23 protein-coding genes are annotated in these 22,556 nt (G+C 68.5%); 19 read left to right on the forward strand and 4 right to left on the reverse strand.

What is annotated here, in order from left to right:
* The first annotated feature begins 19 nt into the window (after nucleotides 1-19).
* The 8 genes from GIY56_RS13345 to GIY56_RS13380 all read left to right on the forward strand — a co-directional run bounded on the left by GIY56_RS13345 (nucleotide 20) and on the right by GIY56_RS13380 (nucleotide 10,225).
* On the forward strand, nucleotides 20-1,012 hold the full coding sequence (locus GIY56_RS13345; protein ID WP_154765339.1) for a bile acid:sodium symporter family protein: 993 nt from the start codon (nucleotides 20-22) through the stop codon (nucleotides 1,010-1,012).
* Entirely contained in the window at nucleotides 1,012-1,917 is a 906-nt protein-coding gene (locus GIY56_RS13350) for an asparaginase domain-containing protein (protein ID WP_154765340.1), read from the forward strand. The genes GIY56_RS13345 and GIY56_RS13350 overlap by 1 nt, the downstream gene beginning before the upstream one ends.
* Nucleotides 1,918-2,100: 183 nt before the next feature.
* Nucleotides 2,101-2,688 carry an ANTAR domain-containing response regulator gene (locus GIY56_RS13355; protein WP_154765341.1) on the forward strand — a complete coding sequence of 196 codons (588 nt, stop codon included), beginning with the start codon at nucleotides 2,101-2,103 and terminating at the stop codon, nucleotides 2,686-2,688.
* Nucleotides 2,685-3,863 (forward strand): ABC transporter substrate-binding protein, encoded by a 1,179-nt coding sequence (locus GIY56_RS13360; RefSeq protein ID WP_154765342.1) that lies wholly within the window; start codon nucleotides 2,685-2,687, stop codon nucleotides 3,861-3,863. Before GIY56_RS13355 ends, GIY56_RS13360 begins: the two co-directional genes overlap by 4 nt.
* Nucleotides 3,864-4,124: 261 nt before the next feature.
* The gene (gene nirB / locus GIY56_RS13365; protein ID WP_154765343.1) at nucleotides 4,125-6,569 is read left to right on the forward strand and encodes a nitrite reductase large subunit NirB; all 2,445 of its coding nucleotides are present in this window, start codon (nucleotides 4,125-4,127) and stop codon (nucleotides 6,567-6,569) included.
* Nucleotides 6,566-6,901: a nitrite reductase small subunit NirD gene (nirD, locus tag GIY56_RS13370; RefSeq protein WP_154765344.1), complete on the forward strand. Its 336-nt coding sequence runs from the start codon at nucleotides 6,566-6,568 to the stop codon at nucleotides 6,899-6,901. The genes nirB and nirD overlap by 4 nt, the downstream gene beginning before the upstream one ends.
* Nucleotides 6,902-6,912: 11 nt before the next feature.
* Nucleotides 6,913-7,758, forward strand: a complete 846-nt coding sequence (locus tag GIY56_RS13375) for a formate/nitrite transporter family protein (RefSeq protein ID WP_154765345.1) — start codon at nucleotides 6,913-6,915, stop codon at nucleotides 7,756-7,758.
* Nucleotides 7,759-7,957: 199 nt separating this feature from the next.
* On the forward strand, nucleotides 7,958-10,225 hold the full coding sequence (locus GIY56_RS13380) for an FdhF/YdeP family oxidoreductase (protein ID WP_154765346.1): 2,268 nt from the start codon (nucleotides 7,958-7,960) through the stop codon (nucleotides 10,223-10,225).
* 5 nt (nucleotides 10,226-10,230) lie between these two features.
* Here the strand turns inward: GIY56_RS13380 and GIY56_RS13385 are convergent, their stop codons facing one another.
* Nucleotides 10,231-10,653 (reverse strand): PPC domain-containing DNA-binding protein, encoded by a 423-nt coding sequence (locus GIY56_RS13385; RefSeq protein ID WP_196053630.1) that lies wholly within the window; start codon nucleotides 10,651-10,653, stop codon nucleotides 10,231-10,233.
* Between the two features lie 154 nt (nucleotides 10,654-10,807).
* Between GIY56_RS13385 and GIY56_RS13390 the strand changes: the two genes are divergently transcribed.
* The 8 genes from GIY56_RS13390 (at nucleotide 10,808) to GIY56_RS13425 (ending at nucleotide 15,385) form a co-directional block, all read left to right on the forward strand.
* Nucleotides 10,808-11,068: a WGR domain-containing protein gene (locus GIY56_RS13390; RefSeq protein WP_154765348.1), complete on the forward strand. Its 261-nt coding sequence runs from the start codon at nucleotides 10,808-10,810 to the stop codon at nucleotides 11,066-11,068.
* Nucleotides 11,069-11,188: 120 nt separating this feature from the next.
* Entirely contained in the window at nucleotides 11,189-12,121 is a 933-nt protein-coding gene (locus tag GIY56_RS13395) for a manganese catalase family protein (protein WP_154765349.1), read from the forward strand.
* Nucleotides 12,122-12,175: 54 nt separating this feature from the next.
* On the forward strand, nucleotides 12,176-12,793 hold the full coding sequence (locus GIY56_RS13400) for an SRPBCC family protein (RefSeq protein WP_154765350.1): 618 nt from the start codon (nucleotides 12,176-12,178) through the stop codon (nucleotides 12,791-12,793).
* Entirely contained in the window at nucleotides 12,793-13,977 is a 1,185-nt protein-coding gene (locus tag GIY56_RS13405; RefSeq protein ID WP_154765351.1) for a zinc-dependent alcohol dehydrogenase, read from the forward strand. The genes GIY56_RS13400 and GIY56_RS13405 overlap by 1 nt, the downstream gene beginning before the upstream one ends.
* 5 nt (nucleotides 13,978-13,982) lie before the next feature.
* The gene (locus GIY56_RS13410) at nucleotides 13,983-14,186 is read left to right on the forward strand and encodes a hypothetical protein (RefSeq protein ID WP_154765352.1); all 204 of its coding nucleotides are present in this window, start codon (nucleotides 13,983-13,985) and stop codon (nucleotides 14,184-14,186) included.
* A complete protein-coding gene (locus GIY56_RS13415) occupies nucleotides 14,183-14,347 on the forward strand; it encodes a hypothetical protein (RefSeq protein WP_154765353.1) in 165 nt (54 codons plus the stop codon). The genes GIY56_RS13410 and GIY56_RS13415 overlap by 4 nt, the downstream gene beginning before the upstream one ends.
* A 68-nt stretch (nucleotides 14,348-14,415) precedes the next feature.
* The gene (locus GIY56_RS13420) at nucleotides 14,416-14,931 is read left to right on the forward strand and encodes a hypothetical protein (RefSeq protein ID WP_154765354.1); all 516 of its coding nucleotides are present in this window, start codon (nucleotides 14,416-14,418) and stop codon (nucleotides 14,929-14,931) included.
* A 7-nt stretch (nucleotides 14,932-14,938) separates the two neighbouring features.
* Complete coding sequence (locus GIY56_RS13425) at nucleotides 14,939-15,385, forward strand: DUF421 domain-containing protein (protein WP_154765355.1); 447 nt, start codon at nucleotides 14,939-14,941, stop codon at nucleotides 15,383-15,385.
* A 281-nt stretch (nucleotides 15,386-15,666) separates the two neighbouring features.
* Here the strand turns inward: GIY56_RS13425 and GIY56_RS13430 are convergent, their stop codons facing one another.
* Together GIY56_RS13430 and GIY56_RS13435 are read right to left on the reverse strand one after the other, a co-directional pair.
* On the reverse strand, nucleotides 15,667-15,846 hold the full coding sequence (locus GIY56_RS13430) for a DUF3606 domain-containing protein (RefSeq protein ID WP_154765356.1): 180 nt from the start codon (nucleotides 15,844-15,846) through the stop codon (nucleotides 15,667-15,669).
* A gap of 11 nt (nucleotides 15,847-15,857) precedes the next feature.
* Nucleotides 15,858-16,610: an SDR family NAD(P)-dependent oxidoreductase gene (locus GIY56_RS13435; protein WP_230312520.1), complete on the reverse strand. Its 753-nt coding sequence runs from the start codon at nucleotides 16,608-16,610 to the stop codon at nucleotides 15,858-15,860.
* A 164-nt stretch (nucleotides 16,611-16,774) separates the two neighbouring features.
* Between GIY56_RS13435 and GIY56_RS13440 the strand changes: the two genes are divergently transcribed.
* From GIY56_RS13440 to ku, 3 genes are all read left to right on the forward strand, one after another.
* Complete coding sequence (locus GIY56_RS13440; RefSeq protein WP_154765358.1) at nucleotides 16,775-18,553, forward strand: YbhB/YbcL family Raf kinase inhibitor-like protein; 1,779 nt, start codon at nucleotides 16,775-16,777, stop codon at nucleotides 18,551-18,553.
* On the forward strand, nucleotides 18,550-19,035 hold the full coding sequence (locus tag GIY56_RS13445; protein ID WP_154765359.1) for a DUF4142 domain-containing protein: 486 nt from the start codon (nucleotides 18,550-18,552) through the stop codon (nucleotides 19,033-19,035). The genes GIY56_RS13440 and GIY56_RS13445 overlap by 4 nt, the downstream gene beginning before the upstream one ends.
* Nucleotides 19,036-19,102: 67 nt before the next feature.
* Nucleotides 19,103-19,909, forward strand: coding sequence for a non-homologous end joining protein Ku (gene ku / locus GIY56_RS13450; protein WP_154765360.1), 807 nt, complete (start codon nucleotides 19,103-19,105; stop codon nucleotides 19,907-19,909).
* Between the two features lie 153 nt (nucleotides 19,910-20,062).
* Here ku and ligD read toward each other — a convergent pair whose 3' ends face one another.
* Entirely contained in the window at nucleotides 20,063-22,555 is a 2,493-nt protein-coding gene (ligD, locus tag GIY56_RS13455) for a DNA ligase D (RefSeq protein WP_154765361.1), read from the reverse strand.
* Nucleotide 22,556: the final 1 nt, after the last annotated feature.

Consider the following 22,556-nt stretch of genomic DNA (forward strand, 5'->3'; position numbering starts at 1 on the left):
TAACAATCAGAGAATCGCCATGTCCTTGCGCAGGGCCGAGGCCGTTCTGGCCCGTTTCGGCCTCGACCGCTACATGCTGCTGCTGGTGCTGACCGTGGCGGGGGCCACCGTGCTGCCCGCGCGCGGCGATGCGGCGGCGGTCCTGTCGCACCTGACCCATTGGGTCGTGGCGCTGCTGTTCTTCCTGTATGGCGCCAAGCTGACCACGGCGACGATCCTGGCGGGGCTGACGAACTGGCGGCTGCAACTGGCGGTGCTGGCGCTGACCTTCGTGCTGTTCCCGGTCCTGGCGCTGGCGCTGAAGCCCGTGTCGATGCTGTGGCTGCCCGCCGCCGTGGGCGTGGGGTTCCTGTATATCGGCTGCATGCCATCCACCGTGCAAAGCTCGATCGCGTTCACCGCCGTGTCGGGGGGGAACGTGGCGGGGGCGGTCTGCGCGGCCTCGATGTCCAACCTGATCGGAGTGGTGCTGTCGCCCTTGCTGTTCGCGTGGCTGATCCCGCAGGGGTCGGGATACGGCATCGACCCTGGGGCCGTCTGGAAGATCGTCCAGCAGATCCTGCTGCCCTTCGCCGGGGGCCAGCTGTGCCGCCCGCTGCTGGCGGGGCTGCTGAACCGATACCGGACGCCCACGATCATCGTGGATCGGGGGTCGATCCTGCTGATCGTCTATGCGGCCTTTTCGGCGGGCGTGGTGAACGGCATCTGGCAGGTGATCGGGGCAGGCTCGCTGGCGATTCTTGTCGCGCTGTGCCTGGTCCTGCTGGCGGCGGTGATGGGGGGCGCGATGCTGGTGGGCCGCGCGGCGGGCCTGGACCGCGCCGACGGAGTGGCGGTCCTGTATTGCGGATCGACGAAAAGCCTGGCGACCGGCCTGCCCATGGCGGGGATCCTGTTCGCGGGCCAGGACATCTCGCTGATCATCCTGCCCTTGATGCTGTTCCACCTGTTGCAACTGGGCGCCTGCGCGATCATCGCGCAGCGCATGGCCCGGCGGCTGGACCTGCGCTGATGGTCCCGCTTGTCACGATCATCGCCACGGGCGGCACCATCGCCAGCCAGAAGAATGCCGCCGGATCCAGCACGCCCAGCCTGGACGGGCAGGCGCTGCTGGCCCGGCTTGGCGACCTGCCCCCGGTCAGGCTGAGACCGGTCGATCTGTTCGCGCGCGATTCATCCACCCTGACCCTGGCCGACATGCAGGCGGTCAGCGATGCCGCGGGCGCCGCGCTGGCGGGCGGGGCCGCGGGCGTCGTGGTCCTGCACGGCACCGACGCGATGGAGGAAACGGCGCTGCTGGTGTCCCTGAACCATCCCGGCGCGCCCGTGGTCCTGACCGGCGCGCAGTTCACCGACGACCATCCGCAGGCCGACGGTCCCGCGAACATGACGGCCGCCATCCGCGCGGTGCTGGAGGGCGGGGCAGGGGTCCGGCTGGCCTTCGGCGGGCGGCTGCTGCCGGCCTGGGGGCTGGTGAAGTTTGCCACCGACAGCGCTGACGCCTTTCGCTTGGCGGCGGATGCGGTCGCGCCCCGGCTGGCGCTGACCGCGCCGGTGGGCGGCGTCCGCGTGGATGTCGTCGCGGTCCATCCGGGTGGGGACGCCACGCATGTGGAGGCCAGCCTGGCCGCGGGCGCGCAGGGGATCGTGCTGGCGGCGCTCGGGTCCGGGAACGCCACGCCGGCGATGGCCGATGCGGTGGCGCGGTGCCGCGCCAGGGGGGTGCCGGTGGTCGTGTCCAGCCGCGTGCCCTTGGGGCGGCTGGCCGCCAGCTATGGCGGCGGGGGCGGCGGGCATGACCTGGTGCGCGCGGGGGCGGTGCTGTCCGCCGTGCTGCGCCCGGGACAGGCGCGGGTGCTGCTGGCCGCGCTGATCGCGGCGGGGCAGGGGGATCGGGCCGGGGAGGTGTTCGGGTAGGGGGTGCGGTGCGTGCAAGCACGCACCCTACGCCACTGTTCGGATGTCATCCGTATCATGTGGCAAAGGCGATGGCCTTTGCCAATCAGACGACAGGGATTGCCCATTCTTTCATCATGCAGCCCTGTCGCCCCATCCCCGCCATTGCGCAGCCTGCCGCCCCCATGCCACCACACGGACAGCATGTCCAAACGCCTTCTCATCGTCGTCGTCGAACCCGATCCCGACCGCGCGCAGCCCATCGCCGACGGGCTGCGAGAGGCGGGCGACCACGACATCCGCATCATCGCCGAACAGTCGGGCCTGGCGCGCCAGGTGGCGGAGCTGCGCCCCGACGTGGTGCTGATCGACATCGCCAACCCGTCGCGCGACATCCTGGAGGAACTGGCGCTGGCCTCCGGTCCCGCCGAACGGCCCGTGGCGATGTTCGTGGACCGATCCGACGAGGGGATGACGCGGGCGGCGATCGAATCCGGGATCTCGGCCTATGTGGTGGACGGGCTGCGCCCCGAACGCATCAAGCCGATCCTGGACGCGGCCATCGCGCGCTTTCACATGTTCCAGCAGATGCGCGCCGAACTGGCCGCCACCCGTGCCGCGCTGGAAGAACGCAAGATCATCGACCGCGCGAAAGCGGTGCTGATGAAGGCCCGCGGCATCGACGAGGAAGCGGCCTATGCCCTCTTGCGCAAGACCGCGATGGACGGCGGCAAGCGCGTGGCCGACATCGCGCAGCAACTGGTCATGGCGGCGGGGCTTCTGGGCCGATGATCACGCTGCGCCTTGGCTATGTGCCCCTGATCGACGCCGCGCCCCTGATCGTCGCGCACGAGCTTGGCTTCGCGGCCGAGGAAGGGCTGGCCCTGGACCTGATCCGCCTTGGCGCTTGGGCGCAGGCGCGCGACATGCTGGGCGCGGGGCTGCTGGATGCCGCGCACATGCTGGTGCCGATGCCGGTGGGCCAGGCGCTTGGCCTTGGTCCCGCGCTGCCCGCGATGGATCTGGTGATGATCCTGTCCCAGGGCGGGCAGGCGGTGGCCGTCAACCGCGACCTGGAAGGGCGGCTGCGCGACGCGGGCCACGACTTCGCCTTCGACGACGCCCGCGCCGCCGGGCTGGCCCTGCGCGGCGTGGTGACGGGACCGCTGCGGGTGGGGGTGCCGTTCCACCTGTCCACGCAATCCGAACTGGTGCGCCACTGGCTGGCCGCCTGCGGCTTTGCCCCGACCGAACTGGACCTGATCACCGTGCCTCCGCCGATGATGACGGACGCGGTGGCGCGGGGCGAGGTCGATGCCTTCTGCGTGGGCGAGCCTTGGGCCAGCTTTGCCGTGGAACGCGGGCTGGCGGCGCTGCTGCTGCCCGGCACCGCCATCTGGGCCGCAGCGCCCGAAAAGGGGCTGGTGCTGCTGCGCGGCTTTACTGACGCCCGCCCCACGGAAACCGGCGCGCTGATGCGCGCGGTCTGGCGCGCGGGCCGCTGGCTGGACGATCCCGACCATCGCGGCACGGCGGCGGAAATCCTGTCGCGGCCTGCCTATCTGAACCTGCCGCCGGAACTGGCCGAACGCGGGCTGACGGGGCGGCTGACGATCAGCGCGGGGGGCGACATCCGCCACGCGCCGGGCTTCATCGCCTTCAACGCGGGCGCGGCCTCCTTTCCCTGGAAAAGCCTGGCCGCGCTGTTCGCGCAACGCCTGGCCCTGCGCCACGGGCTGGACCCGCAGGACGCCATGGCCCGCGCGATGGCGCATTTCCGCACCGACCTGTATCGCCGGCACCTGCGCCCGGCGGGCGCGCCGCTGCCCGGTGCATCCCAGCGGGTCGAGGGTGCGCTGGCCGAGGATCGGTCCGTGGCGGCCGAACGCGGCGGGATGATTCTGCGCGCCGACGGATTTTTCGACGGCTTCACCTTCGATCCCGCCGCGCCCGCGTCCGCAAACTGACCAATCCCCAGGCAAACCGCGCAATCTTTTTGCGCGCGCCGTCTGAAACGGGGCCAGGGCGGCGCAGGCCGGTCCCGAAGGCTTGGTTTTCCGCCGCAAACCGTTAAATGTCTGTTCATGGCCCGGCGCAATGGCGCGCCACCGGTCCGGCTCGCAACGATGCGGCATTTCCCGAAAGCATGACGGCGTCCCTGGCCCTTGGGCCACCCTGCCGCGCGCTTTCCGACAGCCACAGACACCCGTCTTGCCATCGGAGCATCCATGTCCGCCATCCTCATCCCCAAGAAGAAGCTTGTCGTCATCGGCGCGGGCATGGCCTCGGGCCGGCTGCTGGAGCAGCTGTTCGAAGCCGCCCCCGACGCCTGGGACGTGACCCTGTTCAACACCGAGCCGCGCGGCAACTATAACCGTCTGATGCTGTCGCCGGTCCTGTCGGGCGAAAAGACATACCAGCAGATCGTCACCCATGACGAGGCCTGGTACGGCGCCCACGGCGTCGATTGCCGCTTTGGCGAGCCGGTGGTCCGCATCGACCGCGAAAGGCGCATCGTCCACTCGAACAGCGGCGGCGTGCCTTATGACGCGCTGGTGATCGCCACCGGATCCGCCCCCTTCATCATCCCGGTGCCCGGCAAGACCCTGCCCGGCGTCGTCACCTATCGCGACCTGGAAGACACGCAGGCGATGATGGACACGGGCGGCAAGGACGCCGTGGTGATCGGCGGCGGGTTGCTGGGGCTGGAGGCCGCGGCCGGCATGGCCGCCCGCGGCGCCCGCGTGACCGTCATTCACCTGATGGGCCACCTGATGGAGCGCCAGCTGGATCCGGCGGCGGGATACCTGCTGCAGAAGGATCTGGAAAAGCGCGGCATCACCGTCCATTGCAAGGGCGCGACCAAGGCGATCCTTGGGACCGACCGCGCCGAGGCCGTTCTGCTGGAGGACGGCACCGTCTATCCCGCCGACCTGGTCTGCATGGCCGTGGGCATCCGCCCCGAAACCCGGCTGGCCACCGACGCCCATCTGGAGGTCGAGCGCGGCATCGTCGTGGACGACGCGCTGCGCACCAGCGACCCGCACATCTTCGCGCTTGGCGAATGCGTCGAACATCGCGGCCAGGTCTTCGGCCTTGTGGCGCCTCTTTACGACCAGGCCAAGGTGCTGGCGAAAACGCTGCTGGATCAGCAGGCGGTCTTCGCCCCCGTCCAGACCGCGACCAAGCTGAAGGTGACGGGCTGCGACCTTTACAGCGCGGGCGATTTCGCCGACGCGCCGGGGCGCGAGGACATCGTGTTCCGCGACCCGGGGCGCGGCATCTACAAGCGGCTGGTGCTGGAAGACAACCGCATCATCGGCGTGGTGATGTATGGCGACACCGCCGACGGGGCCTGGTTCTATGGCCTGATGAAGGACGGCACCGACATCGGGCCGATGCGCGACACGCTGATCTTCGGCCCGGCCTTCCAGGGGGGTGCCGCCCCGGACCCTATGGCGGCCGTTGCAGCCTTGCCGCCTGAGGCGGAAATCTGCGGCTGCAACGGCGTCTGCAAGGGCACCATCGTCAACGCCGTCCAGGGTGGCGCGGCCACGCTGGACGCGGTGCGGGCCTGCACCAAGGCCAGCGCCTCTTGCGGCACCTGCACCGGCCTGGTGCAGCAGGTCATGGCCCTGACCCTGGGCATCACCGTGGCCGAGGCCCCTGCGGGCCTATGCAAATGCACCGACCACACGCACGAGGACGTGCGCCGGCTGATCCGGTCGATGGGGCTGAAGTCGATCCCCGCCGTGATGCAGGATCTGGGCTGGAAAACGGTGGGCGGCTGCCATTCCTGCCGCCCGGCGCTGAACTATTACCTGCTGGCGGAATGGCCGTTGGAGTACCAGGACGACCGCCAGTCGCGCTTCGTCAACGAAAGGAACCACGCCAACATCCAGAAGGACGGCACCTATTCGGTGGTCCCGCGCATGTGGGGCGGCGTCACCACGCCCGCCGAACTGCGCGCCATCGCGGACGCGGCCGAGAAATACAACGTCCCCATGGTCAAGGTCACGGGCGGCCAGCGCATCGACCTGCTGGGCGTCAAAAAGGAGGATCTGCCGCACATGTGGGCGGATCTGAACGACGCGGGCCTTGTTTCGGGCCATGCCTATTCCAAGGGGCTGCGGACCGTGAAGACCTGCGTGGGCAGCCAGTTCTGCCGCTTCGGTACGCAGGATTCGACGGGCCTCGGCATCCGGCTGGAAAAGCTGCTGTGGGGGTCCTGGACGCCGCACAAGGTCAAGCTGGGCGTGTCGGGATGCCCCCGCAACTGCGCCGAGGCCACCTGCAAGGACGTGGGCGTGGTCTGCGTGGACAGCGGCTATCAGATCAGCGTCGCCGGTGCCGCCGGGATGGAGCTGAAGGAAACCGAGGCCCTGGCCACCGCCGCCACCGAGGACGAGACGGTCGCCATCATCACCGCCTTTGTCCAGCTTTACCGCGAAGGCGCGCGATACCTGCACCGCCCCTACAAATGGGTGGCCAGGGTCGGTCTCGACTGGGTCAAGGACCAGATCGCCGACCCCGCCACCCGCGCCGCCCTGATCGAGCGGTTCGAGATCAGCCAGTCGGTCTATCGCCGCGACCCCTGGGCCGACCTTTCCACCCCATCCGAGACGCCCAAATGGGCGCCCCTTGCCGACCTGACGCTGGAGGCCGCGGAATGACCATCTTCGTTGACATCGGATCCCTGGACGACATCCCGCGCCAAGGCGCGCGCGTGGTCAGGACCGCGCAGGGCTGCGTCGCCGTGTTCCGCACCGCCGACGACCAGGTCTTCGCCCTGGAAGACCGCTGCCCGCACAAGGGCGGTCCCTTGTCCGAGGGCATCGTCCACGGCACCTCGGTCACCTGCCCGCTGCACAACTGGGTCTTCGACATGAACTCGGGCGCCGCCCAGGGTGCCGACGAAGGCCAGGTGCGCACCTATGCCACCAAGGTCCAGCAGGGACGCATCCTCATCGACGCCACATTGATCCGCGCCAGCCGCGCCGCCTGAAAGGAACCACCATGTCCTATGTCACCCCGGCGGATTTCGCCCGCAAGATGATCGACGCCGGCGAGGCGAAGGTCTTCATGTCCACCAAGGACACCCTGATCCGCGCCTACATGGCGGGCGCGATCCTGGCGCTGGCGGCGGCCTTCGCCGTCACCGTCACCGTCAACACCGGCAACCCCCTGATCGGCGCGCTGCTGTTTCCCGTGGGCTTCTGCATGCTCTATCTGCTGGGCTTCGACCTGCTGACCGGGGTGTTCACCCTGGTGCCGCTGGCGCTGATCGACAAGCGGCGCGGCGTCACCGTCCAGGGGATGCTGCGCAACTGGGGCCTGGTCTTCACGGGCAACTTCGCGGGGGCCTTCACCGTCGCGATCTTCATGGCGATCATCGTCACCTTCGGCTGGTCCGAGGCCCCGAACGCCGTGGGCGAGAAGATCGGCCATATCGGCGAGGGCCGGACGATCGGCTACGCCGCCCATGGCGCGGCGGGGATGCTGACGCTGTTCGTACGCGCGGTGATGTGCAACTGGATGGTGTCCACCGGGGTGGTGGCGGCGATGATGTCCACCAGCGTGTCGGGCAAGATCATGGCGATGTGGATGCCGATCCTGATCTTCTTCTACATGGGGTTCGAACATTCCATCGTGAACATGTTCCTGTTCCCGGCGGGCCTGCTGCTGGGCGGCAACTTCACCATCGCCGACTACATGATCTGGAACGAGATCCCCACGGTGATCGGCAACCTGGTCGGCGGGCTGACCTTCGTGGGCGCGATGATTTATGCCACGCACCACAAGACCTCGCCCGAACTGGACCGCGACCCGGCGCCCGCGCCGGCCGCCATCCCGGCCGAATAGGCCGCTGCCCGCTGCGGGGAGATCCTCGCGGCGGGTTGATCCTTTCCGCACGGAACGCTTCGGTCCTGCGGCGGTTGTTCCTTGCCACGCCCGCGCGCAAGGAACCCCCCATGCAGCCGTCCGTCCGTCCGTCCCCTGATCCCGCGACCTTCCCCAAGACCCTTGCGCGCCGGGCGGCGACCACCGGCCGCGCCCCGGGATGTGCGACGTGACCGGGGAACGCGACCAGGATCCGGCCACCCCCTTCTACGATCATCCGACCGGGGGATGGGGGTCGCTGAAAGGCGTGCTGCGGCAGGCCACCAAAAGCCGGATCCGCCTGGGCACCCTGGAAACCCTGCGCCGCCAGAACAAGCCCGGCGGGCATATGTGCACGTCCTGCGCATGGGCCAAGCCCCCCTCGCCGCACCTGGCCGAGTTCTGCGAGAACGGCGCCAAGGCCACCATCTGGGATCTGACCCGCGACCGCTGCACGCCCGACTTCTTCGCCCGCCACACCGTGACCGAATTGCGCAGCTGGCCCGACCACGACCTGGAAGCCGTCGGGCGCCTGACCCACCCCATGCGCTATGACGCGGGCAGCGACCGTTATGTCGAGACGACCTGGCCGGAAGCCTTTGCGGCCATCGGCGCCAGCCTGCGCGGGATGGATCCGAAGACGACCGTCTTCTATGCCTCGGGCCGGGCCAGCCTTGAAACGTCCTACCTGTACCAGCTCTTCGCGCGGCTTTACGGGCACAACAACCTGCCCGACAGTTCCAACATGTGCCACGAGACGACCAGCGTGGCGCTGAAGCAGAAGATCGGCGCGCCGGTCGGCACCTGCGTGCTGGAGGATTTCGAGCACTGCGACCTGATGCTGTTCTTCGGCCAGAACACCGGCTCGAACAGCCCGCGCTTCCTGCACCCGATCCAGCAGGCGAAAAGGCGCGGCTGCAAGATCGTGACCTTCAACCCGATCCGCGAGCGCGGGCTGGTCGAGTTCATGAACCCCCAAAGCCCGACCGAGATGCTGACGGGGCGCGGAACGCCCATTTCCGACATCTACCTGCAACTGCGCCCCGGCGGCGACATCGCGGCCATCGCGGGCATCTGCAAGCACCTGTTCGACCACGGCGATGTGGACCGCGGCTTCATCGCGCAGCATTGCCACGACTTCGACGCCTTCGAGACCTGGACGCGCGCGCAATCGTGGGAGGGGATCGAGACCGCCTCGGGCCTGTCCCAGGGCGACCTGGCCGAGGTGGCGGGGCTGTTCGCCGCGTCGAAACGCGTGATCGGCGTTTACGGCATGGGCCTGACCCAGCATGTCCATGGCGGCGACAGCATCGGGATGCTGGTCAACCTTTTGCTGATGGGCGGCCATATCGGGCGCCCCGGCACCGGCATCTGCCCGGTGCGCGGCCATTCCAATGTGCAGGGCCAGCGCACGGTGGGGATTTCGGAAAAGCCCGAACTGGTGCCCTTGGACAAGCTGGCGCAGATGTTCGATTTCGACCCGCCGCGCGACACCGGCATGACCACGGTCGAGGCCGTCCAGGGCGTGATCGACGGCTCTGTGAAGGGCTTCGTCAGTCTGGGCGGCAACTTCGCCCGCGCCATTCCCGATCTTGCCCGGGCCGAGCCTTGCTGGGCCGGGCTGGACCTGAACGTGCAGATCGCGACCAAGCTGAACCGATCCCACCTGCTGGTGGGCAAGGGGGCCTGGCTGCTGCCCTGCCTGGTGCGGGCCGAACGCGACGGGCAGAAATCGGGACCGCAGGCGGTGTCGATGGAAGACAGCCTCAGCCACATCCACGGATCCCTGGGCCGCCGTCCCCCGGCCTCGCGCCACCTTTTGTCGGAACCCGCCATCGTCGCGGGCATCGCCAAGGCGACGCTGCCGCCGAACCCCCGGGTCCGCTGGGACGAATGGGTCGCCGATTACGGCCGCATCCGCGACCTGATCGCCGAAACCTATCCCGACCAGTTCGCGGATTTCAACGATCGGCTGTTCCAGGCGGGCGGCTTTTACCGCGGCAATTCGGCCCGCAGGCGCGACTGGCAGACCGAAAGCGGCAAGGCGGAATTCACGGTGCCGCCCGGCCTGTCGGCCCTGGGGGTGATGCCGGGCGACGGCGTCCACACGCTGGTCACGCTGCGGTCGAACGACCAGTTCAACACCACGATCTATGACTATCACGACCGGTTGCGCGGGCTGGAGGGGGACCGGATGATCGTCCTGATCTCGCGGGCCGGGATGGCGCGCGCCGGGTTGTCCGAAGGCCAGCGCGTCACGCTGGTCTCGGCCGTCGCCGATGGCATCCCCCGCCGGGTCGAGGGGTTCACCGTCACCCCCTATGACCTGCCCGACGGCTGCGTCGCGGCCTATTACCCCGAGGCCAATCCCCTTGTGCCGCTGGATCATCACGACATCGCCTCGAAAACGCCGGCCTACAAGGGCGCCCCGGTGCGGATCGAGACCTGAGCGCGTCAGCCGCGCCGCGACACGACCAGTTCGTCATGGCCGGACCGGGGGCAGGGCTGGCGGTTGAAGACCAGGCCGGGCAGGGCCAGGACCACGATCTCGGCCGTGGTGAAGACCGCCGATCCCTGGGGCATCAGATGGCCGCCGAAGGCCCGGCCTTCGCCATCCGCGATGGTCAGGTGCAGGTGCTGGGTCCTTGCATCCAGCGTGCCGGCCAGGGCCGTGATCTCGAAATGGCCGCGATAGGCGGTTCCTTCGGGCCGGTTGGCGTGGCGGATCACGACATCGGTCAGGCTGCCCACGCCCATCACCACCGCCATGGCCCCCGCGCCGCTTGCGTCGAAGACGCGGCGCAACCCCTCGGTCAGGTTCTGGCCCGGACCAAGGCGGAAGGCGTGAAAGACGCCGGTCGAGGATAGCCCGTGCATGGAAAGCCGCCTTCGGGGGTTTGCCCGTCCGCTTGTGCGGCACGGGGCGGCACGGGTCAAGCGGACGTGATCCATCAACGGCGGGAATCGCTTGGCGGGTTCCGATTCATGATCATCATTGGACGAAACGCGAACAAGGGGGCAGACTGAACCCATGATCAGCGAACCCGACAGCGTGCTTCTGGACCGCCGCGATCCCGACCGGAACATGGCGCGGTATTATCGCCTGGATGTCGTGCCCGACCTGTTCGGCGGCGTCGTGCTGGTGCGCAACTGGGGGCGCATCGGCCATCGCGGCCGGGAACGCCAGCACTGGTTCGCCGACCGAGAGGCCGCGCTGCGCGAACAGGCGGCCTGGGCGCGGCGCAAGCAGCGCCGGGGATACGGCATGGTCAGCCCCGCGGGTGATCCATAATCCGGCTTATCTTGCATTTTGCGGCCAAATCCGCCGATTGATCGTTGTTCGCCCGGCGCCGACGGAACAGTTCCCGGCAATCCGTGTTCTTTCCTGGCATCCAGAACCCGGAGAACGGCCATGTTCCTGCGCGTCGATAAGCTGCAAGTCGAATTGCCTGCCCCCAAGCGACAAGATCCGAACGCCGGCGCTGCCCTGCAAGAATTGCTGGGCGGCAAGTACGGCGAGATGTCCACGCTGGGGAACTACATGTTCCAAAGCTTCAACTTCCGCAGCAAGTCCAAGCTGCGCCCCTTCTACAGCCTGGTCGCGGCCATCACCGCCGAGGAACTGGGCCATGTCGAGCTGGTCTCGAACGGGGTGGCCATGCTGAACAACGGCCCGGACGTGCCGGGCGGGGACGAGGGCTTCGGCGGCGACATCTCGAACGCGCCGTTCGAGGCGATGAAGGACATCCGGTCTGCGGCCTCGTTCTACAGCCATGCGGGGGGCGCGGTTCCGGTCAACTCGAACTCGATGTCCTGGAACGCGGACATGGTGACCACGACCGGCAACGTGATCGTGGATCTGCTGCACAACTTCCACCTGGAATGCGGCGCGCGGCTGCACAAGCTGCGGGTCTATGAATCGCTGACCGACGCCAACATCACCGGGCGCGAGGTCTGCGGATACCTGCTGGTGCGCGGGTCGGTCCATGCCCATGCCTATGCCCTGGCGCTGAAGAAGATCACCGGGGTGGAGCTGGAAAAGTTCCTGCCCACGCCGAACATCCCGCTGGGCAACATCCCGGAATGCCAGAAATACCTGGCCGAAGGGTCGCACCGCCGGCTTTATACCTTCAGCCCCAAGGATTACGAGGAAATGCGCGGCATCTGGGGCGGCGGGGAAATGGCCCTGCCCGACGATCCCCCGGGCGAGCTCGAGGTGGTGGACGGCCTGCCCGACGGCGGCAAGATCCATGACCTGACCGGCGTGCCCTCGGCCTTCACCCCGGATTACGCCCCCGAGGAAATGTTCGAGATCGCCAGCAAGCTTTACCAGAAGTCGCGCTGAACGCGCGACGGCGGCCGTCCCCGGGGGCGGCCGCCCTGTTTCCACGAGGTCCCGATGCCGCGCCGCCAGACCGACCTGCCCCTTGCCGCCGCCGTGCTTGCCTTGACCGTCGGCGCGGGCCTTGCCGCGGGGGCGATGCTGAAATCCCCCGCCCGGCGTCCGCCCGACAGCGCGCCCGGCCGCACCGCGCGCCGGTCCCATTTCGGCGGCTATCAGGTCGCGGGCCGCACCGTCACCATCGCCGCGCCGCGAAGCCGCATCTACGACATGTGGCGCAACCCGGACCGCCTGACCGACTTCATGGAGGGTCTGGCCGCCGTCCAGGTCAGCGGCGACGACGTGACCTGGGTCATCGACACGCCGGACGGCCACCTGGCCGTGGAAACCCGCCTGGTCGAGGACCGCGAGAACGAGGCCCTCGCCTGGCGGTCCGTCCCCGGCGCGGACATCGAGATCGAGGCCAAGGTCCAGTTGCGCGACGCCCCCGCGAACCGCGGCACCGAGGTCGAGGCCCATATCGCCTGGCGCCCGCAGGCGGGCACCGTCGGGCAATGGGCGGCCCGGCTGCGCGGCACCGATCCGAAGGTGCGCGGCAAGCAGGAATTGAAGCGGCTCAAGATGCTTCTGGAAACCGGCGAGATCGCCACCTCGTCCAACAGAAGGGCGGACTGATGCGCGCACTGACCTGGCACGGCAAGCATGACGTTCGCGTCGATACCGTTCCCGACCCCCAGATCGTCAACCCCCGCGACGCCATCATCGAGGTGACCGCCACGGCCATTTGCGGGTCCGACCTGCATCTTTACGACGCGGTGATCCCCGGCCTGATGCCGGGCGACATCCTGGGCCACGAATTCATGGGCCGCGTGGTGGACACGGGGCCGAAATCCACGCTGAAGAAGGGCGACCGGGTGGTGGTGCCCTTCACCATTTCCTGCGGGGCCTGCTTCTTTTGCCAGCAGCAGCAATTCTCGGCCTGCGACAACTCGAACCCGGTGGAAAAGCAGGAAGCGTCCGAACTGCTTTATGGCCACGCGATGAGCGGGCTTTTCGGTTATTCCCACATGACCGGCGGCTATCCGGGCGGTCAGGCGGAATACGTGCGCGTGCCGTTTTCCGATGTGGGTCCCGTCGTGATCCCGGACGGGGTGCCCGACGAACAGGTGCTGTTTCTGTCCGACATCCTGCCCACCGGCTGGATGGCCGCCGAAAACGCCGACATCCGGCCCGGCGACAGCGTGGCCGTCTGGGGCTGCGGGCCGGTGGGGCTGTTCGCGGTCCAGTCGGCGCTGCTGATGGGCGCAGGGCAGGTCATCGCCATCGACCATTACCCCCATCGGCTGGCGCTGGCGCGGTCCCTGGGCGCCAAGGTCATCGACTTCAAGCAGACCCATGTGCTGGAGGCGCTGATGGAGATGACCGGCGGCATCGGACCCGACGCGGTGATCGACGCGGTGGGCATGGAAAGCCACGGCTTTTCGCCCGACAACCTGATGGACGCGCTGAAGCAGAAGGTCGGCATCGGCGCGGACCGGGCGCACGCGCTGCGCATGGCGTTGATGGCCGTGCGCAAGGGCGGGCGGGTGTCGATCCCCGGCGTTTATGGCGGGCTGGCCGACAAGTTCCCGCTGGGCGCGCTGATGGAAAAGGGCCTGCAGATCCGCACCGGCCAGACCCATGTGCAGAAATACACCCGCGAACTGCTGCACCGCATCCTGGAGGGAGAGATCGACACCACCTTCCTGATCTCTCACCGCCTGGCGCTGGAGGATGCGCCCACCGGCTACAGGAACTTTCACGGCAAGCAGGACGAATGGACCAAGGTGGTCCTGACGCCCGGCGCAAAGGGGACTTGAAGATCATGCCCAGCACCAACGAAGACGGCGACAAGACGACCGAGGGCGGTCCCATCGACCGATCGGCCGGGGCGGCGGGGGAACCTTCGGACACGGACTATGTCCGCGCCACCGCGCCCGTGCGCAACCGGCTGGCTTGGCAGGTGCTGGTCTGGCCCCTGGCCATGGTCCTGCTGGTGATCTTCGGCGCCATCTGGGCGCTGTCGTGACAAACCGCGCGCCCGGGCCTCGCCGCCTTGGCCGGGCGGGCGTGGCGGTGGTGGTCATCCTGGTCGCCGTCATGCTGGTCCTGTTCGTCGGCCGCAACCTGTGGCACGCGAGCGAGGTTCATGACACGCCACCCGAAGTCGAGGCCGGCCAGCAGCCTTGATCCCGGCACGGAACCGCAGCCCGTCCAGGGGGCTTTCCCCTGGAAGCAAGAGCTTGCGGAGAGCGGCCATGACCAAGGGGACAAGACTGACCATCCCGGACATACGCCCCGACGGGCTGCAACTGGACGAGCCGCGCGCCCGCCAGCGCCGTTACTGGCGCGTCCAGCGCGCCGCCTGGTGGTGCTTTGGCGGCATCATGGCCTTGGCGGTGCTGGGCCTGACCGGCAGCGGCGGCATCCTTTCCAGGCAGACGGTGCCCTTTGCCGACACCCGGGCCGAGGTGCCGCGCGTGTCCCGCTGGGAAGGCTCGGACGAGGTGGCGATCACCTTCGACAACCCCGCCCCCAGCCACGAGGTCCGCATCTCGCAACCCTTCTTCGACCGCTTCCAGATCGAGCGGATCCAGCCCGAACCCGACGCGAACCGCCTGGCCGAAGGCGCGCAGGTGATGACCTTTCCCACCGGAGGCCCTGCCCCGCATCAGGTCAGGATCGCCCTGCGGGCCATGCATTTCGGCTGGACCCGCTTCGAGATGACCGTCAACGGCGAGACCCGCCCGATCACCCTGATCGTTCTGCCCTGAGGAAATCATGGATTCGGTTATTCGCGGCGTTTCCGTCTATGTCATCCTGCTGATCGCCACGCGCCTGTCGGGCCGGCGCACCATGGCGCAGATGACGCCCTTCGATTTCGTCCTGCTGCTGATCATCGCCGAGACGACGCAACAGGCGCTGCTGGGCGACGACTTTTCCATCACCAACGCGGCGGTCCTGATCGTCACGCTGTTCGCGACCGACGTGCTGCTGGCCTTCGTCAAGGCGCGATCGGACAGGGCGGCCTCCATCCTGGACGGCAACCCCACCGTCCTGATCAGCCAGGGCCGGATCGACGAGGAGGCGATGCGCCGGGCGCGCGTCGGCGTGGGCGACCTGCTGGAAGCCGCGCGGTCCCAGCATGGGCTGAAGACGCTGGACGACATCGACGCCGCCGTGCTGGAGGTCAGCGGCGGCATCAGCATCATCCCGAAGGAACGATAGGGTGCAGCGTCGCCGATCTGGCGAAGGCCATCGCCTTCGCCACGCCGCGCCATATCAACCTGAACCGCCGGGCCTCTAAAAGGCCCGGCCAGCGCCCGCCCCGCCCCCGGCGGGCGCTTCACGCCCCCCTGGGTCGGGCGCCGGCCTCATGTGGTCGCGGGGCTGAACCGTTTCTGGTGGCACCGTTCCGTCGCGGGCGGGGGAAACGCGATGCGTTTCCTTGTCCCGCCCGGCACCCCGTCCCATCTCTGCTGAATCTCGACCTCAACCCGCGCCCGTGGTCAGTCGTCCTTCAGCTTGTCCTCCACCTTGGTCCGGCTGTTGCCTTCGGACTTGACCGCCTCGCGGACCTCCTTGCGCGACACGCCCATCTTCTCGGCTTCGTAGCGGACCTCGTGGTCCTGGCCGCCCGCGACCAGGCGCCGGTCCTGAGCGCGTCCGCGCGGTGTCTGTCTTGCCATCGCGTCCTCCTTCATTCGTCCTTGGGCTTGGCCATCCGGGTATGCAGCTTGGCCACCAGTTCGGCGGGCAGGAATTCCGCGATGACGGCCTGGGCCTTGTTCTTGAAGGTGGGCGTGGCCTGGGTCGTGCCCTTCATCATCGCGCCATAGCCGAAGGCCGCGACCATGGCCGGATCGTCCTTCGGCGCCTGCCCGATCGGGGTGTCCAGCATCCCGGCCCGTTCGAAGAACTTGGTGTCGGTCAGCCCCGGCATCAGGCAGGTCACGGTGACGCCGCTGTCCTTCAGCTCCTCGGCTAGGCCGACCGAGAAGTTGTCCAGGAACGCCTTCGAGGCGTTATAGGTGGCCTGGTACGGTCCCGGCATGAAGCCCGCGATGGATCCGGTGATCAGGATCCGCCCCTGGCCGCGCGCGACCATCCGCCGCCCCAGGGGATGGGCCAGCCGCAGCACGCCCAGGATGTTCGTTTCCACCGTGCGCTCGATCCCCTCCAGGTCCTGTTCCAGGAAGGTATGGCCAAGGCCCGTGCCCGCGTTCAGGAACAACAGGTCCACGTCCTGCCCGCCCAGGGCCGCCACCACGGCCTGCGTGCCCTCTCGCGTGGCCAGGTCGGCCTCGACGGCCTGGGCGCCCAACTCGCTGGCGGCGTCGTGGATTTCGGGTTCGTTGGCGACGATGATGGTGTCATGTCCGTCCTCGACGCAGATCCGCGCCAGTTCAAGGCCGATCCCGGACGATGCGCCGGTGACAAGGGCAACGCTCATAGACGGCATCCTTTGCAAGGGGTGATGATCCGTCCTCAACAGCCGTCCCCGCCCCCGGTTCCCCCATCGTCGCGCCGGGCGATATTTTGTCGCGGTCCATGACGGCGGAACCGGCGGACCTCGCGCAGGGTTGAGCGGCGAAATCCTGGCGAACGGGAACAGCCATGCCCCGCATCCTCGTGTTGACGATCCCGGCGGCGGCCCTGGCCGCGACATCGGCCCTGGCCCAGCCGGAGGGCAAGGTCGGGCAGTATTCCGACGCCACCGTCACCGGCGCGATCCTGGAACCGCAGCCCCGCACGCCTGACGCGGACCTGTCCGGCTTCCGGCTGCCCCCGGGCGCGACGGCCAGCGTCTTTGCCAAGGACCTGGTCAATCCGCGCATCCTGGCGGTGTCAGCCGAAGGCACGCTCTATGCCACGCGGCGCAGCGTGGGCGACGTGGTGATGCTGCGCGACGGCGATGGCGACGGGCAGGCGGACGCGCCGGTCACGGTCGCCAGCAGGCCGGGGATGCACGGCATCGCCTTCGACGGCAACCTGGTCTATCTGGTCACGGTGAACGACGTTTACGTGGCCGATGTGGCCGAAGACGGCACTTTCGGCCCCTTGCGCCGCATCATCGACGACCTGCCCGATGGCGGCCAGCACCCGAACCGGACGCTGGCCATGGGACCGGACGGCAAGCTGTATGTCTCGGTCGGCAGCACCTGCAATGCCTGCGCCGAGACGAACCCCGAAAGCGCCACGATCCTGCGCACGGAACCCGACGGGACCAGCCGCACGATCTTCGCGGGCGGCTTGCGCAACACCATCGGCTTCGATTGGGAACCCGAGACCGGCCAGCTGTGGGGCATGGACCACGGCATCGACTGGCTGGGCGACAACGAGCAGATCGAGGAACTGAACCGGATCCGGCAGGGCAAGCAATACGGCTGGCCCTATGTCCATGGCATGGACCGGTTCAACCCGCAGGACAATCCGCCGCCGGGCACCAGCCTGGAAACCTGGGCCAAGATCTCGGAGGAACCGGCCCTGGGCCATACCGCGCACGCGGCGCCCATGCAGATGGCGTTCTATGACGGCGCGATGTTCCCCGAATGGCGGGGCGACGCGCTGGTCGCCATGCGCGGGTCGTGGAACCGCCGCCCGCCCTCGGGCTATGAACTGGTCCGCATCGACTTTCAGGACGGCAAGCCCGTGGGGATCGAACCCGTGATGACGGGCTTTCTGGCCGAGGGCGCGGAGGGCTGGACCCATGCGGGCCGTCCGGTCGGCGTGGCGGTGGGCCGCGACGGCGCGGTCTTCGTGTCGGACGACACGCAGGGCGTGATCTATCGCATCGCATCCGAGGCCGCGCCGCAGGACCGCCCGCCCGCGGGCGGACCCGTGCCCAATGCGCTGGTCCCGCCCCCGCCCTCGCCCCTCGCAACCGAGGTGCTGAAGGCCCCGGCGGGGCTGACCGTCACCGCCCCGTTCCAGCCCGACGCCCCCATCGACCCGAAACACGCGGCGGATGGCGACAACGCCTCGCCCGCCCTGTCCTGGGACGGCGCGCCCGAGGGGACGCGGTCCTTCGTCATCATCGCCGAAGACCCGGATGCCCGGGAACCCAAGCCCTTCGTCCACTGGCTGGCCTATGACATTCCCGCCAGCGTGACCGCCCTGCGCGAGGGGCTGCCGACGGAACCATCCCTGCCCGACCCCGAGGGGGTGAAGCAGGGCGCGAACGCGATGGGATCGACCGGCTATACCGGGCCGAAACCCCCGGTCCCGGACGGGCCGCATCATTATCACTTCCAGGTCTTCGCGCTGGACCTGCCCAGCCTGGACCTGCCCCCCGCCGCCGACCGCGCCGCCGTGCTGGCCGCGATGCAGGGGCATGTGCTGGCCGCCGGGACCGTCACCGGCACCTTCGACCGCAACCAGGGAACCCTGCCATGAAACGCCTTGCGACCGCCCTGCTGATCCTGTTCCCCCTGGCCGCGCCGGCCCAGGAGACGGACGTTGACCCCCCGGCCTTTGTCGGGATGGCCGCCAGCTCGAACGCCTTTGAAATCCGCTCCAGCCAGATGGCCACGGACAAGGCGACCGATCCTGCGCTGAAGGACTTCGCGGCCCGCATGATCGCCGATCACGAAAAGGCCGGGGCCGACCTGAAGGCCGCGGCGGGGGACATCCCCCTGCCTGCCGAACCCACGGCCGAACACATGGCCATGATCGGGCTTCTGGAAAACGCCCGAGGGGCCGAGTTCGACAACCTCTACAAGACCATGCAGGTCCGCGCCCATGCCGAGGCGGTGGGGCTGTTCCAGACCTTTGCGGAGACCGGCAGCGACCCCGACCTTCAGGCCTTCGCCGCAGCGACCCTGCCCACGCTGGAGGAACACCGGGCGCATATCGAGGAGATCACGACCGGCCAGTGACCCCGGCCCCGGGGAACAAAGCCCCGGTTGCAGCCGTTTGACCCCGACCCCCGCAAGGATCCGCATCATGGCACCGCGCACGTTCTGGAAAGGCTATCTGAAACTGTCGCTGGTGACCTGTCCCGTCACCCTGATGCCCGCCACGACCGAGGGCGAGAAGGTCCGCTTCCACACGCTGAACGCCAGGACCGGCAACCGCGTGGTCAGCCAGTATGTCGATTCCGTCACCGAAAGGCCCGTCCGCGACGAGGACGAGGTCAAGGGCTATGAACGGGGCGAGAACGATTACGTCATGCTGGAGGACGACGAGATCGAGGCCGTCGCCCTGGAAAGCACGCGCACCATCGACATCGACATGTTCGTGCCCGACCATTCCATCGGGTGGGTCTGGTATGACCGGCCGCATTTCCTGCTGCCGGGGGACGAGGTGGGCCAGGAGGCATTCGCCGTGATCCGCGACGCGATGGCGGCGACCGGCACCGTGGGCATTTCCCGCGTGGTCATGTACCGCCGCGAACGGGCGGTGATGCTGAAGCCCTGCGACAAGGGCATCGTGCTGTGGACCCTGCGCTATGGCGACGAGGTGCGCGAGGCGGGCGATTACTTCGACAAGGTCGGGGCGGAGAAGCCCGAGGCCAAGCTGATGACCCTTGTGCGCAAGCTGATCGACGAACGCAGCACGCAGTGGGACGCCCACATGGTGGACGACCCAGTCCAGGCGCGCCTTCTGGACATCATCGCCGCCAAGCAGAAGGGCAGGAAAAAGCCTGCCAGGGTTCGCGCCCCCAAGGTGGAAACGCCCGACAACGTCATCGACATCATGACCGCGCTGAAGAAAAGCATCCAGGCCGAGGGACAGCGCGGCAGCCGCTGATCGCGAGCCAGCCCGTAGGGTGGGGTTCCACCCCACCATGCGAGGGTGAAGATGGTGGGGTGAAACCCCACCCTACGCCCGTTTTCCTAGGAACTTGTAGGGTGCGTGCTTGCACGCACCTTCATGGCGCATCGATGCGTGCAAGCACGCACCCTACGGCTTCCGCCGCTGCCCCGTGACCTCCAGCGGCCGGGCGGCGGTCCGAAAATCTTCCCACGGGTCGCGGGTCAGGGCGGCCAGCCGGTTCGGGGTGTTTTCCACCGTGAAATGGGCGGGACCGATCTGGTCCAACTCCTCCCACGCCACGGGCATGGACACGGCGGCGCCGGGACGGGCGCGGGTGGAATAGGCCGCGACCGCCGTCATGCCGCGCTGGTTGCGCAGATAGTCGATCAGGATCCGGCCCCTGCGCTTCGACTTGGTGACCGTCGCGACATAGGCGCCGGGGCTATCCGCCGCCATCGCCTCGGCCAGCCCCTTGGTGAAGTCCTTGACGGCATCCCAATCCGCCCGGGGCAGCAGCGGCGCCACCACATGCAGCCCCTTCCCGCCCGAGGTCTTGACGAATGCCGCAAGCCCCGCGTCCGTCAGGCGCTGCCGCACCTCCTGCGCGCCCGCGATCACGGCCTCCCAGGTCACGCCCTCGCCCGGGTCCAGATCCATGGTCAGGGTGTCGGGGTGGTCCCAATCCGCCACCGTGGATCCCCAGGGATGGATCTCCAGCGCCGCCGCCTGGACCAGGCCCATCAGCCCGTCGAGGTCGGTGATGGCGACCATCGCCTCCTCGGCCTTGTTCTGCGGATCCTTGACGGGGGTGATGTGCTTGCTCATCCCGTTCCAAGCGTGCTTCTGGAAGAACCTTTGCCCGCCGATGCCGCCCGGACAGCGCAGCAAGGCCAGGGGGCGGCCGGTGATGAAGGGGGCGATCCGGGGCCAGACCTCGGCGTAATAGTCGGCCAGCCCTTCCTTGGTGATCCCCTCGTCCGGCCAGTAGATGCGGTCGGGATGGGTCAGGGTTACGCGGCGTTTCTGCGGCTTGGGGGTCTCGCCCGCCGGGCCGCTTTCGCGCACCACGTCGCTGGCGGGCTTGTCCTCGCGCAGCCCCCGGAAGGATGCGTGGCGCAGCAACCCGTCGGCAGTCCAGGCGCGGAACTCGACCTCGGCCACCAGCTCGGGGCGCACATGGCGGACGCCGCGCGCCTCGTCCGCCGTCAGCTTGCCCGCGAAGGGGCTGCGGTCGATGCGCATCCCGTCCAGCCTGTCGCGCAGATCGGCGGCCACCGTGGCGGAAAACCCCGTGCCGACGCGGCCCACGTAATTCAGCGTGCCGCCATCGAAAACGCCCAGGGCCAGCGACCCGACCAGCTTGTCCGAGGTGGTGGACGGGACATAGCCTGCCACCACGAACTCCTGCCGGGCCGAGCATTTGGACTTGATCCAGCCCTTGCCGCGCCCCGAACGATAGGGCGCGTCGGCCTCCTTGGAAATGATCCCTTCCAGGCTGAGCCGGCAGGCATGGCGCAGCACCATCGACCCGCTTTCGCCGAAATGGCTGGAAAACCGCACCCGGCCCGGATCCGAGCCGACCAGGTCTTCCAGCAACCCCTTGCGTTCGATCAGCGGCACCGTGCGCAGGTCATGGCCGTTCAGATAGATCAGGTCGAAGACGTAGAAGACGAAGCGGTCGTTGCGCCCTTCCGACAGATCCGCCTGCAACGCCGGGAAATCCGACGACCCCGCCCCGGTTTCCACCACCAGCTCGCCGTCGATGATGGCGGTCTCCGCAGGCAGGGCGCGCAGGGCGTCGGTCACCCCGGTCCCGAAGCGGTCGGTCCAATCGAGGCCGCTGCGGGTCAGCAGCCGGACCTGTTGCCCTTCCAGCCGGGCCTGCAGGCGATAGCCGTCGAACTTGACCTCGTGCAGCCATTTGGCGCCCGTGGGCGGGGCGGGCTTCAGCGTGGCCAGCGCGGGTTGGATGAAATCCGGCATCGGGGCCTTTGTCGCCCGCCGGGCGGGGGCGGCTTCGTCCCGGGCGGGCTTGCGCTTTGCCGCAGGCTTGGCGGGCTTCGGCTTGTTCTCGGCCCCTTCGGCCACCTCCTCGACCGTGCGGCCGGTCGTCACCGACTCCGGGCGCTCCGTCAGGATGTCGGGGGCATCATCCGGGCGGGCGGCGTCGTCGTCGGACTTGATCAGCAGCCAGTTCTCGCCGCGCTTGCCGCGCATCCGCACCAGATGCCAGCGGCCCGCCAGCTTTTCGCCCTTCAGCTCGAACTCCAGCTTGCCGGTGGCATAGTCGCCGCCCACGGGAACCCATGTCCCCCGGTCCCAGACGATCACCGCGCCCGCGCCATAGTTGCCCTTGGGGATGGTGCCCTCGAATGTGGCGTAATCCAGCGGATGATCCTCGACATGGACGGCCAGGCGCTTTTCACCCGGGACCAGGCTTGGCCCCTTGGCGACGGCCCAGCTTTTCAGCACGCCGTCCAGTTCCAGCCGCAGGTCGTAATGCAGCCGCGTCGCGGCGTGCTTCTGGATCACGAAGGCGTGGCCCGGCGCGCGCGCCTTGCGCCCGCGCGGCTCGGCCGTCTGCGAGAAGTCGCGCTTTTCGTTATAGACCTCCAGCCCCGCGCCCGACTGCCCCGCCATG

It is taken from the genome of Paracoccus lichenicola (assembly GCF_009708075.1).
Lineage (GTDB): Bacteria > Pseudomonadota > Alphaproteobacteria > Rhodobacterales > Rhodobacteraceae > Paracoccus > Paracoccus lichenicola.

Excerpts from the sequence above, each read along its gene's own strand:
- GIY56_RS13345 (WP_154765339.1), top strand. The coding sequence starts at position 20 with ATGTCCTTGCGCAGGGCCGAGGCCGTTCTGGCCCGTTTCGGCCTCGAC.
- GIY56_RS13350 (WP_154765340.1), top strand. The coding sequence starts at position 1,012 with ATGGTCCCGCTTGTCACGATCATCGCCACGGGCGGCACCATCGCCAGC.
- GIY56_RS13355 (WP_154765341.1), top strand. The coding sequence starts at position 2,101 with ATGTCCAAACGCCTTCTCATCGTCGTCGTCGAACCCGATCCCGACCGC.
- GIY56_RS13360 (WP_154765342.1), top strand. The coding sequence starts at position 2,685 with ATGATCACGCTGCGCCTTGGCTATGTGCCCCTGATCGACGCCGCGCCC.
- nirB (WP_154765343.1), top strand. The coding sequence starts at position 4,125 with ATGTCCGCCATCCTCATCCCCAAGAAGAAGCTTGTCGTCATCGGCGCG.
- nirD (WP_154765344.1), top strand. The coding sequence starts at position 6,566 with ATGACCATCTTCGTTGACATCGGATCCCTGGACGACATCCCGCGCCAA.
- GIY56_RS13375 (WP_154765345.1), top strand. The coding sequence starts at position 6,913 with ATGTCCTATGTCACCCCGGCGGATTTCGCCCGCAAGATGATCGACGCC.
- GIY56_RS13380 (WP_154765346.1), top strand. The coding sequence starts at position 7,958 with ATGTGCGACGTGACCGGGGAACGCGACCAGGATCCGGCCACCCCCTTC.
- GIY56_RS13385 (WP_196053630.1), bottom strand. The coding sequence starts at position 10,653 with ATGCACGGGCTATCCTCGACCGGCGTCTTTCACGCCTTCCGCCTTGGT.
- GIY56_RS13390 (WP_154765348.1), top strand. The coding sequence starts at position 10,808 with ATGATCAGCGAACCCGACAGCGTGCTTCTGGACCGCCGCGATCCCGAC.
- GIY56_RS13395 (WP_154765349.1), top strand. The coding sequence starts at position 11,189 with ATGTTCCTGCGCGTCGATAAGCTGCAAGTCGAATTGCCTGCCCCCAAG.
- GIY56_RS13400 (WP_154765350.1), top strand. The coding sequence starts at position 12,176 with ATGCCGCGCCGCCAGACCGACCTGCCCCTTGCCGCCGCCGTGCTTGCC.
- GIY56_RS13405 (WP_154765351.1), top strand. The coding sequence starts at position 12,793 with ATGCGCGCACTGACCTGGCACGGCAAGCATGACGTTCGCGTCGATACC.
- GIY56_RS13410 (WP_154765352.1), top strand. The coding sequence starts at position 13,983 with ATGCCCAGCACCAACGAAGACGGCGACAAGACGACCGAGGGCGGTCCC.
- GIY56_RS13420 (WP_154765354.1), top strand. The coding sequence starts at position 14,416 with ATGACCAAGGGGACAAGACTGACCATCCCGGACATACGCCCCGACGGG.
- GIY56_RS13425 (WP_154765355.1), top strand. The coding sequence starts at position 14,939 with ATGGATTCGGTTATTCGCGGCGTTTCCGTCTATGTCATCCTGCTGATC.
- GIY56_RS13430 (WP_154765356.1), bottom strand. The coding sequence starts at position 15,846 with ATGGCAAGACAGACACCGCGCGGACGCGCTCAGGACCGGCGCCTGGTC.
- GIY56_RS13435 (WP_230312520.1), bottom strand. The coding sequence starts at position 16,610 with ATGAGCGTTGCCCTTGTCACCGGCGCATCGTCCGGGATCGGCCTTGAA.
- GIY56_RS13440 (WP_154765358.1), top strand. The coding sequence starts at position 16,775 with ATGCCCCGCATCCTCGTGTTGACGATCCCGGCGGCGGCCCTGGCCGCG.
- GIY56_RS13445 (WP_154765359.1), top strand. The coding sequence starts at position 18,550 with ATGAAACGCCTTGCGACCGCCCTGCTGATCCTGTTCCCCCTGGCCGCG.
- ku (WP_154765360.1), top strand. The coding sequence starts at position 19,103 with ATGGCACCGCGCACGTTCTGGAAAGGCTATCTGAAACTGTCGCTGGTG.
- ligD (WP_154765361.1), bottom strand. The coding sequence starts at position 22,555 with ATGGCGGGGCAGTCGGGCGCGGGGCTGGAGGTCTATAACGAAAAGCGC.